Genomic DNA, 15426 nt, shown 5'->3' on the forward strand with positions numbered 1-15426 from the left:
GTCAAAAAAGCGGGTGTAGTTATGTTTTCATGTCCATTTTTTTAGGGGTTTACAATAATTGTCCGATTCTCTATCGCGAATTTCACGCCTCCTGTGAGCTCCAATACACGCAACACGTCTCTGATATCTTTGGTCCTTGCTATTTTTCCGCCGAAAGCCTCCGTGGTTACAGCCCCGTGATATTGTATATCGATGTCATACCAGCGTGATAACTGCTGCATAATTTCCTGAATGGAAGAACCGTCAAAAACGAAATCGCCATTTTTCCATCCAATGGCCGATTCCAGATTGGCGGCCGATGTTTGGGTATACTGAGCGGTCGTAACCGCCTGAAAACCCGGCTCTAATACCCACGTTCCTGTGGAATGCTCGTTGCTGCCAGCATGTATGTCGGCGACCCGCACCCGGCCCTGTACCAGTGTCGTAACGGTTTGCGGCGATTCTTCATAGGCAGACACGTTGAATCCTGTACCCAGCACGGTCACCTCCTGCCTTCCGGTCTTTACCTTGAAGGTTGTCTTTCCCAAGCCGTTGCCCTGCCGACTGCTTACCTCAAAATACGCTTCGCCATTTAGTGTAACCACGCGTTCGCTTTCACCGGGCCGCGACTCGAATTCCAGCGTTGTCGCCGCATTCAACCAGGCGTTGGTGCCGTCCGGAAGGACCACCCGGTACTGTCCGCCCCTTGGGGTTGCAATCGCAAACCGTCGCATGTCTGGTCGTTCCGGACGTTGAATCATAGAACCATCGAGGTAGGCGATACCGGTGTCGATCACAATTCCTGCCTGATTTTCGTCCAGATCGATCTGCGTTCCATCCGCCAACGTAAGCATGGCACGGTTCCCACCCGGTTGGATAGTCGCGCTTGCGGGTAACGTCGTTGCCTCTCCCAGATCCTGAGACGTTTTATACCGGTATAAATAAATGCCTGTCGCTATTGCAAATAAAACGGCGGCCGCTGCTACAAATCGGGGTAGGTGTGCCGAACGTCGTTTGCGAATAGATCTCCAAACATGTTCTTTCAGCCGATCCTCATCAATCACTGTTTTATCCCGCTGCTTTTCACTGTCCAGCAACTCGTGATACCATAATTCTACCAAGCGTTGTTCCTCGGGTGAACACCGTCCTTCGAGATATCGTTTTAATAACTGTTCTGCGTGCTTCTTATCCATAAAAACGTTGCCGACTTGTTGCGCCCAAGGGCGTACGGGAGTCGTGCACTTTCCATTAAGACAAGATGAGCGCCGCCTTGTGTAAGACGAAAAGAAAAAAAAGTTAAAAAATTCCCAGCTTCAACCGGAGTTGCCGGATGGCATTACTGATCTGCTTCTTGACCGTGTTTTGGGAGATATGCAGTTTGCCCGCAATTTCGTTATAGGAAAGGCTGTCTTTCCGGCTTAATTCGAACACCTCACGCATTTTTTCGGGCAACTGGTTTACCTCCTCCTCAATTCGTTGCGCCATCTGCTTCTCCCGGATGGCAAAATCTGCCGAAGCCTCCACCTGATCGGAAAAGTGGGCCAGCGAAGCCAGGTATTTATCTTTCACCTTGCTTCTGAGAAACATATTCAATATCCGGTTGCGCACCAACGCGTGAAGGTACGCAGAAAGTGAAATTGTGGGTTCAATGGTATATGCTTTTTCCCAAAGTGTAGCGAAGGTATCCTGTAGTACATCCCTGATTTCATCTTCATCTTGCAATAACCGACGTGCCTGTCTGAATAATATCGGCCAGTACCGATCGTACAAAGTGGCAAAAGCAACCTCGTCGCCTTTTCTAAGACGTTCCATCAACATCTGGTCGTTCAATGTTGCGTTGCGTTGCATCTGAAATTTACGATCAATGACTACAATCCATTCGCTACGATTAGTTGTTCATCTTTATAATTTCTTTTGGGACACCAAGGGTATCTATTTTCTATTCCGGCCAAACCGTTTCAATACCTTGGCTTCGGATAAACGATTGGAAATCCGCAAGGAGTTTTCCGTCTTTCCGTACCTCAGCAGGCGTTAACTCTTTCCGGCGGACATACGAAATGAGCAACCCGACTGCTTCTCCGATACTCCATTCCACCGGATGAAGGCGGTAGCAACCATTTGTGATGTGTGTTGTCCCGATATTTTTATTGGCCGGCAGCAAATTCTTCATCCGGATGGGAAGCAGGGCTCCCAACGGAATCTGAAACCGCAAGGAATCAAAATCGATGTAATTCACCCGGTTGCTGCTGGGATGTAAATCGATGTGATAATAGCCGATCCCGACGCTGTCAGAAAATTCCGCAGCCTTATCCTTATTGGTCTGCGCAACCATTTCGCGGTTTGCTCTGCCCACATGTTCCTCACGTATCGTAAACATTGCTTTGATACGTCGCGATTCACGTACATAGGGATATTTCGCCAATCCATCGGTTGTTCCCATGATGTCTTTCCGCAGCCGCAGTCCCGGCCATCCTTTTCCTCCATCCGGCCTAGGCGCCTCGGTTTGCAACCAATAAAGCAACGAAAGGCTTAGTTCTTTGGCGGCAGCGACATGTTTATCGAATTCCTCTTCGGAAACACCGACAATATTCCCGAGCATGTAGTCATTCTGTGGCCAGTTTACCAGGGAAATATCTCCCGGATAGGTTCCCTGTACAAAATTATCTTTACTGATGATTTTCCGGTAATTCCAAAGGTTGAGCGCATCGCCTGTTTTACCCCCCAACGGATCAAAGCCCAGTTTTTTCGGCTGAAGCGTCTTCGGATTGGAATAGTGCAACTCCAATAATCTTCCCGGCCAGGGCGGGGTAAGGTCCGGCACATGATTCCGCCAAAAGGTATAATTGGCTGGCTCCTTGATCGTATGGTTTTCACCCGGCACATAATCCATGGCGAAGCACATGGTAAATGCTTGGTTGTTGGTTGGATCGGCCTTATCGGGTGCATGTAGCTCACCGGTATCTGCCTTCGACTCTGTGCCGGTAACGAACTCGGTCCCTGTAAGCGGCAATAGGTCTCCCAGTTCCGTCGCATCGACAAAAAAGGGAGCTACCAGCTTTTTCATGGATCCGGTCCGGCTTTCTTTGACATGAATTGCTTTCACCCGATCGTCCTCTGTATTCGCACTCACCGCCTTGTGTTCCAGCAGGAGCACCATTCGTCCTGTGCTGAGGTATGGATTCAATAGTTCGGTCAGCACCGCAAGCGCTACACGCGGCTCGTGGCATAATTCTGAAACCGTACCATTTCCCGGGTTCAGCAGCGGGTCATTCATCGCAGCTTCCGTTAACGGGTAGTTTCTCCGGTAGTAATCGCGTACCCGGTTTCGGAAATCCCGGTACAACTGTGTGGCGCCGGTTGTGTCAATCCAAGCGTGCTCATCGGGCGGCACCCCCTGCTGGGTCAGCTGTCCGCCGATCCAGTCGGTTTCCTCGGTCATGATAACCGACTGCCCATTGCGGAGCGCGGCCATGGCTGCCGCAAAGCCCCCCAGGCCACCGCCGGCAATGACCACATCTGCTTCCAGCTGTTCCGTTCCATCGGATTTCTTAATCTGTTTAACTGCTGCCTGTGTGGGCAGGCTTAATAACGGAGCGACTGCAAAAAGGCCGCTACCCACTGCTAATGTTTCTAAAAAATTCCTGCGTCTCATGATCTGTTAATTAAGGGCGCATTCGATATCAAAATCAATTTCAGCCTCAAATGTACGGTTCCAAGGTAGGGAAAAACGGATATCCCCTGCGCTCTTGCAATGTATTTGTTGCTTCCCCGCTGGTATGTCCGTAAAGAACTGCGGGGTAAACCCGTCAAAGAAATCATGCATCAGCGTTCTCGCATATTGCTCCACCTTACGCGCTTGTTCGGCATCCATGATCAGTGACCCCAGTCCTTCTGCTTTCATATACGTTTGTGTTTTTTTCCTTGCCAGGTTATGGTAGTAGTAGTCGTCCATCACGCGGTGCAGTGTGAACCACCGCTGTGCGGCTATCACATTCCGGCCCGTCACCGGATCAATCATAAGCTGGCTGTCCGCCAACGTAAAAATAAGTCCTTGGGGGAGTACCGTCCCAATGGTGTTTCCCGCGGTATTCCACGATGCATAACCACTGAGCCGCGGCATCAGTCCTCGGCGGATCAGCAGCGACGTAAAGGTTTCATCACCGCCTTGAATATTTCCGATGGGATCCACGTCGGCCACGGCTACCCGTTTCCCCTGCTCCACGTGCCGGGCAATCTCGTCCACGAACGTTTCCGCCCGGCCGGCTACATCGCGTGAGGCAAAAACAAAAAATAATAGATCCGCTTCTTGCTCGTCCTGCACTTCACTGGCCCCGGCGGCCGCGAGGTGATGGCTCACGGTTTCCCGTAGCGGGACATCCTCATAGGGCATTACCGTATTGGCCTTTTCGTCTGAACAATAGATGGCTTTCACTGCTGTATGCTGGTTATGGTACGCATTCAGTGCCCGCCCCAGTAATAGCATGGATACTTCGTCGGCGCCCGGCTGTATCGCTACTTGGTTGATTATGCCCAATTCCTTGATGGCCTGTTTCAGCTTTTCCCGGTCTGCAACGTGAATACCGACGGGCGAAGCATCGTCCTGCGAAAGGATCAGGAAATCGATCACGCCCTTTTTGACCAGACGGACAGCCACCAGGTTAGTCTTCAGGTTTCGCTTGCGGGCCCGGAGGTAGTTTTTCAGTACATGTGCAGGAATTTCCTTTTCGAGTTCGGCCGTCCGTTGCCGCGAAGCTACATCCGTAGCTGCACTGATTTTTGCCCATTCCGAAAATTTACTATAGTACACAGCATTTTCACGGTCGTACGTCAGCGCCAACCGCATGATGACGTTCTGCGCATAAATTTTCAATTTTGGAGCCTTCGAACGCATCTCTTCCAATACACGGATCCGCTTCAAGGCTGCTGACGAACCCACCTGATACGTGCGGGACCCAACCAATCCACCGTACGCCAGCATGTCGATGGCTACAATAGCCGCATCATAGGTCGATAAGTCCTGGGACCGGATCCATGCAACAATCTGGTCGGATTGGCCGGGTTCCATAAACCGGCCCCACAACGACCGGGGAGGCATCACCACTTCCGCATCGCCTATCCTGCCCATTTTTTGGGGAAATTGCCAACTGCTTGGGCGGTCATCCAACGGGATCAGCAGAATCCTTGTGCTGGCGACCGCTGTGCCGATCGAAAGGATGGATGATAGGGCCCATACCAACAAACCGGATAATTTTCTCTTCATAACTGCATTAACTTATTTCTATTTGCGATCCTGTTCAAAAAAAAGAGGAAACTTCTTGATCCCTTCAAAGAACCAAAAGCTCTCCCCACGGATCCCCTGCCGCCTGTTCTCATCGATCATCTGCTCCAGGAACTCCGTTGACGGGTTGTAGTCTGCGTTCTGAAGAAGCACACCCGGATAAAATTTTGTGCGGTGCGCAGGCTTCAGAAAATCTAGCTGCTGCTTTAGCGTAGCCTGATAATCAGCGATGTCATACCGGTATACCTGAGGGATGACCAGATCGGCGTAACCTTTGTCAAGCCACGCCGGCCAATCCTGCAGGTACTCGTTTTTCGCCCACGGATGGACACTCGGCGCACAGGAGACCAGTACGTCGGGTTTGATCGCCTTGACGGCCTGATACAACCTTCCCTGAAAATCGGTCAGCAACCCGGCACGCCATTCAACCCATTCGGAATCTGTATAGTCCGATGGTGGAGCCGTACCCTCATGCTGCTTCTTGTAGGATGCCACGGTATAGGCATCATACCCTCCGGTAGATGGCATGGCCGGCAGCCGGTCGTCGCCCTGCACACCATCTACATCGTACTGTTCCACCACTTCGGTCACCAGCGAGATCATGAAATCCTGCACCTCAGGATGAAAAGCATTCATCCACTCAAAACCGTTTTTCTTCAGCAGGTTTCCTTCGGCATCCCGGGCCGCCCAATCCGGCTTTTGCTGAAGAATCAGTCCGCCGTTCTCGTTATAGGAAGCGGCGAACCCGTACTCAAACCAGGCGTGAACCTTAATCCCTTTTTCGTGGGCCTCCGTGATCATTTCCTGCAATGGATCCCTCCCCCGATACGGCTCAGCGATCCGCACGCCGAACTGCCGTTCCATGACCTGGCTGGGATACAAGGTGCGTCCCTGGTTCCATACCACTACAAAAATATGTTGGATACCGCTTTGCGCACACAAGGCCACGGCTTCGCGGATGTTTGTGTGCGACTGCAGTACGGAACTCGCTGTACTGGTAACCCATACAGCGGAGAACGATTCGCTACCGTCCGGTTCTTCGGGTTTTTCAGGCTGGCTGCCACTGCTTTTACAGCCCGCAAGAAACAGGATAATCAGCGCCAGACAAAAACGTACAGAGAAAGATGAACGCATGCCGTATTCCTAAAAACCTGCTCCGCTGATATCGATGGTCTCCGCGCCGATCAGCAGATCGTCGTCACTAGCCGTAACCCGGAAGTGATTCCGGCCCGGGCACCGCATATCGGTAAAGCGCTGACTGTGTACAGGCGCTTCCACGACTTCCCCTTCGTATAGCCGGAAGTAATGGGTTTCTTTCCATTCGGCACCGGTCACTTCCGTTTGTGTAGGCTGTACCGGTTTACCCTCGTTGGCCACCTGATCAATGGCGTTCACCCGCTTGAATTCACCGAAGCTGCTCAGGTTATATCCATCGCAGTCAAAATCACGCTCAAACCGCTTCCCTTCACCAGCGACTACAAATCGGATTTTCTTATTCTCCAGTACCTGGATGGAAATCTCCACCTCATCTCCCGGATACCAATAGTATAGACTTTCGGCGGGTGCATTCTCGTAAGCCGCCTGCTGGCCCGTCGCGGAATAGCCCGTCCGCCGGAGAAAAGGGCGGAATGCCCGGCGGTCGGCCGTCACGTTCCCGTTTTCATCCCGGATTACTTCCCATGTCAATCCGATGTCCGTTTCCTGCCCATTCATGTTGCCCCCCAGGTAAACAGATGGGTTGTCGAGGTACTGTCCCGGCTTATTTGGGTTTTTCCGGTTTTCATCAAAGGTGATCTGCGGCAGCACCACCTTTCCGCCGATACCCAGCCACTTGTCTTTGCTAGACACCACTTTCCGGTAATAAGCACCGTTGAAGCATGGCAGCGATTCGCTCGGCCGCACTTCTCCTTTAAAAAACGTGGTGATCGGATCTTCTTCCGTTTCCGGTTCATCCGGTTTTGCCGTTTCCTTGCTGCAGGCCAGCAAAACCGTCCATAGGAGCATTGCAAAGCCGGCAATAACTGATAATTTCTTCATATTCAGAACTTAATTTTCAAGTTTATACAGCTGTAAACCGATATTTGTGCAGGCAAACACTGCATGCAGCTTACCATTAATCACTGCCATATCAGCATCCATCGTGTTATTCGCATTGGGCTCGCCCGAAGCCATCCATTTCTCAAAAATCGGCTGTTGATAGGAACTGGCGCCGCCATCTGTAATGTCGCAGATCCGGAACATTGCCCCCTTGCCGGATACGTATGCCGTATACGCCAGGTAGGTGCGGCCGTTGTATTCCTTCACCTTGCAGTCGGACGACATGATGCCTGACTGTTGGAAATCAGCGTCAAACGTGCTGGTCAGCGATGCGATTCCGCTAAAGCTATTGCCGACAATCGCACCGATATAGCCGTCGGTTCCGATCGGCATCGGTTCCACACTCCAGTAATAGGCTGTGCGGTCAAACGGGATTGCAAACTTAGACGGTGTTTCGTTGAGTACGCCTCCCTGCACCTTCCACACGTATACTTCTGAACGCTGCGCAAGACCCACGGTAATGATGGCGTCCCCATCAAGGCTACCGGTTATGTTGATGCCGGCTGTCCGCGGATTTACGTCGATGCCCAACGTAGCCTTTGAATACGTAATGTAGGGAACCGGTTTTGCCGTGACATTGTCCCACCGGTAAATCGTTTGCTGATCGCTGGTAATACCCAGCGATACCACCAGTAGCCTTCCCTCGTCGTCCGACGCCAGTTTACGCAAGCTGTGTGCAATCTCAACGCCCGTCTTATCCAACATACCTATAGGTTTGCCCTCCAAGTCGTAGTAATTGGGTCCGATTTCAGTGGGTGCCACCGCAGAATAGTTGGCGATGACCACGTGATTGCCACTGAAAGCGACACCGGCCATATCATTTGCGCCGAAGCCGAACTGGCTGTAAGGTTTATCCACCAGCGGCGTCAGCGACAGTCTCGGCCGTGCGATGGTGAATGTTTTTTCGATGCCATCCGACCCGGTTATTTTCACCTGGTTATTGCCCGACAGCAAATTAAGCCCTTTTCCCGTAAACGTGGGGTCCACCCGGTTTCCAAAACCGGTTGTCAACACTACATCCGCAGCTGAAAAATCGGCTAACCCCTTTATATACGGAACCAGTGTCGAGCTTTCAACCACCACAACCGAATCCGTAGGTACGCCGTTAATGGTCATTCCTTGTACTGACGCGGGGCCGACTTCCTGCGTTGTGATGATAAAGTCGTACGTATAGCGTGTCTCTTCGTCGACCGCTAACAAGGTAAGGCGCTGCGGTTCCGTATAATCGGCTGCCTGACCATTGGTAAAATCAACCGGCGTACCGTTCAGGAACTCCAGGGTAACCGCCAGGTTGGAAAGGTCGGTCCCTTCAGGTACCTGGACAATGAGCGACCCTTCGGTAAAATGGATGTGGTCGGCCTCCACAGCCAGCCCTTCGATGATGAAGCTAGCCAATGCCGGCGGAGACTGAACTTTCAGGGTCACTTCGCGCTGACTGCCGTCAGCCCCCTTCAGCTGCACGGTAAGCGGTTTGCGGCAATCGTATTCCTGGCTGTTTTCAAACCCGACCAGTTCCCCGTTGGCAACCAGCAGTTGCAGGTTCACACGGGAAAGATCCTGGCCTGCCGGAAGCGTGACCACCACGGTTTGATCGTCGGTATGCGGCAGGAAAAGGTCGCCATTCACTTTTACACCGACAATGTTTACGCCCTCAAAGGCTCTGTTATCCAGTTTCTCTTTTTCACAGGAAACCGTCAATAATACGCAGGTGAATAGCAGCATTAAGATGCTATGCCACTTTGCGGTCTGTATCTTGTTCATAACCTGATTCATTTTTTGCATGAATTTATTCACCATATCCCGCATTCTGTGTCAGCCAAGGGGCCTTGTTCCGTTCGGTCTGTGGAATCGGCCACAGGTACAGCTTGTCGTCCCACATCCGATCCCGATCACGTACCCTGAGTTTGCTGGCGTATGCCTGGTAGCTGGCGACGTCGTTGAGATCGCGTTCGGATCCTGCCGGTCCATAGGAAGGCACCATATCCGGTGTGGCCTGTTCGTATCCGTCGGGATAAATTCCCTGCGCGGCATTGACACCACTTGCCAATGGATAGCCGTAGGTAGGCTCTGCGTTTTGCAGGTCGCCGATACGCCACCTGCGCATATCAAAGAAGTGCAGTGACTCCCGGGAGAATTCAACCTTACGTTCACGCCGGACAATCTGCCGCATCTTGGCCTGATTGCCGTTGCGCGAAGGGTCAACGGTGAGAATACCCGGCATGCCAACTCTGCTCCGTACCTGATCGATCGCATTTGCAACCGTTGCATCCATCTCGCCAAGCTCAATTTTGGCTTCTGCATAGTTCAGAAGTATTTCTGCGTAGCGCATAATTAAGATGTTGTAAGTAGGTGTAGCAGAAGCCTCGTCGTCAAAGTGGTTATACTTCTTCCAGGCAAAGCCCACACCACTCTGCACGTACCCGTATTGAGCGACGGCTCCGGCGTAATCTTTGTTATCCACCTCCCGTTCGTTTCCTTCTGCATCCCATGCTTTGGTTTGGGGTTTGTATACTTCCATCAGGAATTTCTGTTTGTTGCTTCCCGTATTTCCGATGATCGTATCATGGTGCGTGTATATGGAATATTTCAGGCGGGGATCCCGGTCGACAAACGGCTTCTTTGGATCGTATCCGGATCCCGGTTCGTCAATGCGCTTACCGTTGGCCATCTCGTAGGTATCGACCAACTGCTGCGTAGGGAACCGTCCACTTTGACCAATCATACGCACTTGTTCGCCGAGCGACAGGTAATGTGTGCTTTTGCTTCCAAAATCCGAAAACATCATGAATAGCATCGTTTCGCTCTTTGCATCGGCTTTCAGCTGTCCCGCGCGGGTAAATAGATCGTTGAAATCAGCTGCCAGGTTGCGACCGCTCTCATCCATCACCCGTTTGGCTGCCGCCTCGGCCTGCCGGAAATACACTTCCGCCTTCGCGTCGTCTGTCGCGCCATCTCTTCCATAGCCGAATTTTGCCCAGGATCCCGCGTACAAGGCGATCCGCGATTTAAGTCCCAGTGCCACCGATTTATCAACCCGGCCCCACTCCAGCGCCGTCCACGGTAAAACCTCTGCGGCCGCATCCAGATCGGCAATAATCAGATCGACCACCTCGTTCCAGGGTGTCCGTTCCACGCTCCGGAGCTGCTCTGCGGTCACACCCGTTGGAAAATACGGAATATCGCCAAACAAGCTGACCAGTTGGATGTAAAAGTGTGCCCGGAGGGTTCTGATTTCCGCCAGGTAAATTTTGGCATTATCGTTCAACTGGTCGTAGAACGGTGCCGCGCCATCCAGTACCGTATTGCAGCGAGCAATGGAGGTATATACGATGGACCAAGTTTGTTCGATCGTGAAATTTGAACGCAGGTCCACATTACCTACCCCAATGGACGAATTATCCGCCCGCTCGATGCCAAACGGCGTGTACATATCCCACAGCACAGACAGCGGAATAGACGATGAACTCGCATGATCCATCTTCAGGCGCTGGTATACACCATTGGCACCCTGCCGGATGGCTCCTTCGTTGTTGTAAAAATTGGAAGAAAGGTAATCGCTGAGCGGTTCGCGGTCCAGGTAGTTTTCACAGCCGGACGTGAGCGCCAGAATGAAGACGGGGATCCAGAAAACCGGAATCGATATCTTTTTAGTTCGTGCTTTCATAATATGCGTCATTTTTTTAGGTTAAAACTTCAGATCCAGACCAAAGGTGTAGGTCTTCATAATGGGATAGAACTCCCCCCCTAAGGAGCCCCCATAACTCACTTCCGGATCGTATCCTTTATAGAAATTGCTGAGGGTAATCAGGTTCTGACCGCTTAGGTACAACCTAATACTACCGACACCGATCCGCTTCGTAAAGGGGTTGTTGAGCGTATACCCCAGCATCACGTTTTTCAACCTACCGTAAGAGGCATCGCGCACCCATTTATCCGAACGCACGAAGTTATCCGCGGAATTCGCTTCGGGAACCAGTATGGGGTAATCGGCGTTGGGATTCTCTTCCGACCAATAATCCAATTGATGCCTAAATAAGTTTGCCCCGTTGGCAAACGGTTTCAAGCCGATGCCGCTCAGAAACTCCGATCGCTTGCCCACGCCCTGAATGAAGGCCGTGAAATCAAATTGCCTCCACGATGCATTCAGCGTTAGTCCGTATTCCATATGCGGGAACGGATCGCCGAGGTAAACCAGGTCGCGTGAGTCAATCACCATTGGATCAACACCTTCTCCCTCATAAATCTTTTTATATTTCACATACCCGGGGCGCACGCTTTTGCTCAGTGCCGGCGAGGAAGTAACGTCGTCCCAGTCGGTGTAATAGCCATCGGTCAGGTATCCCCAGATACCCTTGTTCGGATATCCCTCTACCATGGAGCGATCCTGTGTGGTCAGTCCGTTCAGGTTGGTGATTTCGTTCTGGTTATCATTGAGCGATAAGGTTACGCCATACCGGAACTCATTGATTCTTCCTTTATGCCCAACACTGATTTCCCATCCCCGGTTCTCCATATCGCCTGCGTTGGAAAACGCCGGTTGCATTCCTGCATAATACGGCAACGGGAATTTGAGCAACATGTCATAGATGGATTTTACGTAGTAGTCTGCGGTAACTGACAACTTATCGTTCCACAGATTGACATCCACACCCACATCAAATTGCTTCGATTTTTCCCACAGAATATCGGCATTTGCCAGCGCGGTTTGTGCCACTCCGGACGCCAATTCCTTATTGTCGCCCAGGTAATATCCATATCCCGGGTCAATCGTAGCTGTGTAGGGATAGTTGCCGATATCCTGATTGCCCAATACACCATATGAAACGCGAACCTTCAGCATATCCAGGTAGCTTGACGTAGCTTCCATGAAATCCTCCGCCGAAACGACCCATCCCGCCGATACCGAAGGGAAAAAACCCCAGCGGTTTTTCGCGATAAAACGGGAAGATCCATCGTAGCGACCGTTCACTTCCAGCAGATACTTTTCAGCAAAGTTGTAGTTAATCCGGCCATAGCCGGACATCATGGCCCAGCTGTTCGCTCCACCGCCCGACGTCGCCGTGGCACCGTCGCCATTGCCCAGGTAATAACGCCCCAGCTCAAACCCGCGTTTGCTGCCAAAGAACGATGAGAAATGGCTGTCTTCGGCTTGAAAACCAACCAGTATTTTTGCATAGTGCTGGTTGTGCTGCTTTTCGTACGATCCCTGGAATCGATAGAAGTTGCGGATCGTTTCCTGCCAACCTTCCTGCAGGTTGTCTTGCGATGGGTACATACCCATTACCGCGCCCTTCAGGGATACCGTATAAGGGAGAATAAGACTCCGATCACGCAGAGTTACGTTACGGTACGAATACTGTCCAACCAGTTCCAGTCCATCTAACGGCGTTAACGTAAGCGTACCGTTCAGCAACACTTCCGAATTTTTGTCCACTTGCTCGCCGCTGTCATTGGCCTGGGCTGCGGGGTTGTCGCCATTTTTGCCATAGCCCCAATGGCCGTCCAGCTCTTTGGCAGCCGACAGCGTAGGCAGCATATACAATGCCTTGTTGATGATGCTTTTCGGCGCGCTCACACCCGGTGCTTCGGTTGTGGACTGCCGCAGGTTCGTATTCAGTGCCACCCGGGCCCAGGGAGCCAGTTGCGCATCCGTATTAACCCTGAAATTTATGCGTTTGTAGCTATTGTTGGGGATCAATCCATCTTGGTGCAGGTAGGAGCCTGCCCCAAAGAACCGGATCCGCTCCGTTCCTCCCTGTATCGACAGATTGTGGTTTTGCAGGAGGGAGACGTCCTTCATCGTGGCGTCCTTCCAATCAGTATCGTACCGGTTCCAGTTGTCTGGTCGGAGGTTTTTCTGATCCTCAATCAGCTTCAGTTGTTGTTCACGTTGTGTCGGAGACACCGAAATGCCGGCATTGTCCCAAGCCTTTAGCTCCGCATCCAGGTATTCCCACGCATCTACCGCTTCGGGCATGTTTGTGGGTTGCTGCAGCGTGGTATAGCCGTTGTAAGTCGTTGAAATTTTCCCCGCCGTGCCCCGTTTGGTGGTGATCAGGATCACACCGTTGGATGCCCGGGAACCATAGATGGACGCCGAAGCGGCATCTTTCAGGACCGAGATACTTTCCACGGTGTTGATGTCGACCTGATCGATACTCATCTCGATACCGTCTACCAATACCAATGGAAATGTGGTTGAGTTGATTGATCCGATACCCCGGATCCGGATATTGGAACCATCGGCACCCGGTTGACCGGATGTTTGCTGGATCGTCACTCCCGGCATGGTACCCTGCAAAGCCGTTGAAAGCGATGCAACGCTCCGTTTGGCAATATCAGTTGCGCTAACGGCTGATACCGCTCCGGTCAGGTTTGCCTTCCGTTGCGTACCATACCCCACCACCACGACCTCATCCAATTGGGTTTCCGCCAATTGAAGTGTGACAGCCAACGTTCTTTGTTCGCCCAACGTCTGGCTGAAGGGGGCATACCCAACCAGTGAAAACTCGAGTACGTCTCCCGATGCGGCTTCCATCAAAAACGCACCCTCAGCATCCGTTACGGTAGCACGAGACGTCCCAGCAACCCGCACGGTAACTCCTTCCAGCGCTTCTCCGGCTTCGTTCACCACCTTGCCGGCAATCCCTGCTTGTTGCGTCCAACCTGAAATCGACCGGTTCGAGGCAGTTCCGCTAGCCATCGCACTCGGAGGCAGCAGCCAACAAACCATCGCAACCGCGCCCAACGCTATGAGCGGCTTTACAGGGCTTAGGTTCCATTCATTTTGTAGATTCATCGTCATTGTTTAGTTGGTTGAATTAGTAAATAAAATTTGTTGTTTCGATTGATATCCCTTCCACGCAAAAAACACGATATATAGGTAACACGCAGCGGGCAGTAAGAAAGCGACGGACCAATTGAAATGATCGATCAACGCGCCCTGCAAAAAGGGAATAACTGCACCACCGGCAATGGCAGAAGACAAAAGGCCCGAAGCACGCGTTGCATAGCTTCCCAATCCGGCAACCGCCAATGAAAAAATAATGGCAAACATGACCGAATTGCAAAGCCCAACGGCCACCATTGTCCAGACAGCCAAGGCTCCCGAAGATAAAATAGATAGCGTAATGAGTCCGATGGATGCCACCGCCATACTCAATAACACCGACTGTGGTTTGGCTAATTTCAATACGACCGAACCGATCAGCCGGCCCACCAGCATCCCTCCCCAATACAGCGCCACATAGCTGTTTGCCTCATGTTCGGGCACCTGCAACCGATCCGCGATGTAGTTGGTCAGGAAGGTGCCGATAGCCACCTCAGCACCTACGTAGGTAAAGATGGCAATCATTCCGAAATTCAGGTTGCGGAAGGAGAAAATGCTACGCTTGCCGCCACTATCGGTGGTGGCCCCGGGATGCTCCTGCGTTTCCACTGTTGGCAACGACAAAAAATACACCACCCCTGCGATCGCAAAAAGAACGGCGCCGATCCCCAGGTAGGGGGTGCTCACTGCTTCGCTCGAAGCGGCCGACTCGGACACCTTGGAAAGAATAACATGTGCACCGAACAGCGGTGCCAGGGTTGTACCGATCGACCCGACTCCCTGTATAAGGGCCAGCCGCGATGAAGCGGTCTCGGGTTTACCCAATAACGTGATGTAGGGATTGGCGGCAACCTGTAGGAGGACAATACCGATCGCTAAGATAAAGAGTGCACATAGGAAAAGCGAATATTGGTGCCACCACGAAGCGGGAAGGAACAAAAGCGCCCCTATGCCCGAAATTGCGAATCCAGCTACCATGCCCCGCTTATACCCGATTTTCTCTACTATTTTCCCGGCAGGGATAGACATGATGGCATACGTAAGGAAAAAATAAAATTGAACCAACGAAGATTCGGCATATCCCAACGTGAACCCTGCCTTAAAAAATGGCACCAGTGTATCGTTCAGACAGGTGATAAATCCCATCATAAAGTACAGCACGGCCAATGTAATCAATGCCGGCGTGTAGCGTTGTGTACCGGTAGAACCGGGCGATTGGTGATTGGTGGGTACAAAAGCCATG

Annotated in this window: 10 protein-coding genes; all 10 read right to left on the reverse strand. The window is 51.8% G+C overall.

Translation table 11 applies throughout. The features are described from left to right. Window positions 1–41: 41 nt before the first annotated feature. The 10 genes from BMZ56_RS08180 to BMZ56_RS08225 all read right to left on the reverse strand — a co-directional run bounded on the left by BMZ56_RS08180 (window position 42) and on the right by BMZ56_RS08225 (window position 15425). Complete coding sequence (locus tag BMZ56_RS08180) at window positions 42–1172, reverse strand: FecR family protein (protein ID WP_090626076.1); 1131 nt, start codon at window positions 1170–1172, stop codon at window positions 42–44. Window positions 1173–1275: 103 nt separating this feature from the next. Further along, a complete protein-coding gene (locus tag BMZ56_RS08185; protein WP_090626077.1) occupies window positions 1276–1827 on the reverse strand; it encodes an RNA polymerase sigma factor in 552 nt (183 codons plus the stop codon). A 91-nt stretch (window positions 1828–1918) separates the two neighbouring features. Continuing rightward, window positions 1919–3631 carry an FAD-dependent oxidoreductase gene (locus tag BMZ56_RS08190; protein WP_090626078.1) on the reverse strand — a complete coding sequence of 571 codons (1713 nt, stop codon included), beginning with the start codon at window positions 3629–3631 and terminating at the stop codon, window positions 1919–1921. A gap of 6 nt (window positions 3632–3637) precedes the next feature. Next, window positions 3638–5239: a DUF4127 family protein gene (locus tag BMZ56_RS08195; protein WP_090626079.1), complete on the reverse strand. Its 1602-nt coding sequence runs from the start codon at window positions 5237–5239 to the stop codon at window positions 3638–3640. Window positions 5240–5257: 18 nt separating this feature from the next. Beyond that, complete coding sequence (locus BMZ56_RS08200) at window positions 5258–6391, reverse strand: glycoside hydrolase family 10-like protein (protein WP_090626080.1); 1134 nt, start codon at window positions 6389–6391, stop codon at window positions 5258–5260. A 9-nt stretch (window positions 6392–6400) separates the two neighbouring features. After that, the gene (locus BMZ56_RS08205) at window positions 6401–7294 is read right to left on the reverse strand and encodes a hypothetical protein (RefSeq protein ID WP_177195084.1); all 894 of its coding nucleotides are present in this window, start codon (window positions 7292–7294) and stop codon (window positions 6401–6403) included. 9 nt (window positions 7295–7303) lie between these two features. After that, on the reverse strand, window positions 7304–9115 hold the full coding sequence (locus BMZ56_RS08210; protein ID WP_143072874.1) for an SGBP N-terminal domain-containing protein: 1812 nt from the start codon (window positions 9113–9115) through the stop codon (window positions 7304–7306). Between the two features lie 25 nt (window positions 9116–9140). After that, entirely contained in the window at window positions 9141–11018 is a 1878-nt protein-coding gene (locus tag BMZ56_RS08215) for a RagB/SusD family nutrient uptake outer membrane protein (protein WP_090626266.1), read from the reverse strand. 21 nt (window positions 11019–11039) lie between these two features. Beyond that, complete coding sequence (locus tag BMZ56_RS08220) at window positions 11040–14153, reverse strand: SusC/RagA family TonB-linked outer membrane protein (protein ID WP_218146516.1); 3114 nt, start codon at window positions 14151–14153, stop codon at window positions 11040–11042. 9 nt (window positions 14154–14162) lie between these two features. Continuing rightward, window positions 14163–15425 (reverse strand): sugar MFS transporter, encoded by a 1263-nt coding sequence (locus BMZ56_RS08225; RefSeq protein WP_090626082.1) that lies wholly within the window; start codon window positions 15423–15425, stop codon window positions 14163–14165. Window position 15426 lies beyond the last annotated feature (1 nt).

The sequence above is a fragment of the Parapedobacter indicus genome (assembly GCF_900113765.1).
Classification (GTDB): domain Bacteria; phylum Bacteroidota; class Bacteroidia; order Sphingobacteriales; family Sphingobacteriaceae; genus Parapedobacter; species Parapedobacter indicus.

Coding starts and splice junctions, on each gene's coding strand:
- BMZ56_RS08180 (WP_090626076.1), bottom strand. CDS start 1,172: ATGGATAAGAAGCACGCAGAACAGTTATTAAAACGATATCTCGAAGGA.
- BMZ56_RS08185 (WP_090626077.1), bottom strand. CDS start 1,827: ATGCAACGCAACGCAACATTGAACGACCAGATGTTGATGGAACGTCTT.
- BMZ56_RS08190 (WP_090626078.1), bottom strand. CDS start 3,631: ATGAGACGCAGGAATTTTTTAGAAACATTAGCAGTGGGTAGCGGCCTT.
- BMZ56_RS08195 (WP_090626079.1), bottom strand. CDS start 5,239: ATGAAGAGAAAATTATCCGGTTTGTTGGTATGGGCCCTATCATCCATC.
- BMZ56_RS08200 (WP_090626080.1), bottom strand. CDS start 6,391: ATGCGTTCATCTTTCTCTGTACGTTTTTGTCTGGCGCTGATTATCCTG.
- BMZ56_RS08205 (WP_177195084.1), bottom strand. CDS start 7,294: ATGAAGAAATTATCAGTTATTGCCGGCTTTGCAATGCTCCTATGGACG.
- BMZ56_RS08210 (WP_143072874.1), bottom strand. CDS start 9,115: ATGAACAAGATACAGACCGCAAAGTGGCATAGCATCTTAATGCTGCTA.
- BMZ56_RS08215 (WP_090626266.1), bottom strand. CDS start 11,018: ATGAAAGCACGAACTAAAAAGATATCGATTCCGGTTTTCTGGATCCCC.
- BMZ56_RS08220 (WP_218146516.1), bottom strand. CDS start 14,153: ATGAATCTACAAAATGAATGGAACCTAAGCCCTGTAAAGCCGCTCATA.
- BMZ56_RS08225 (WP_090626082.1), bottom strand. CDS start 15,425: ATGGCTTTTGTACCCACCAATCACCAATCGCCCGGTTCTACCGGTACA.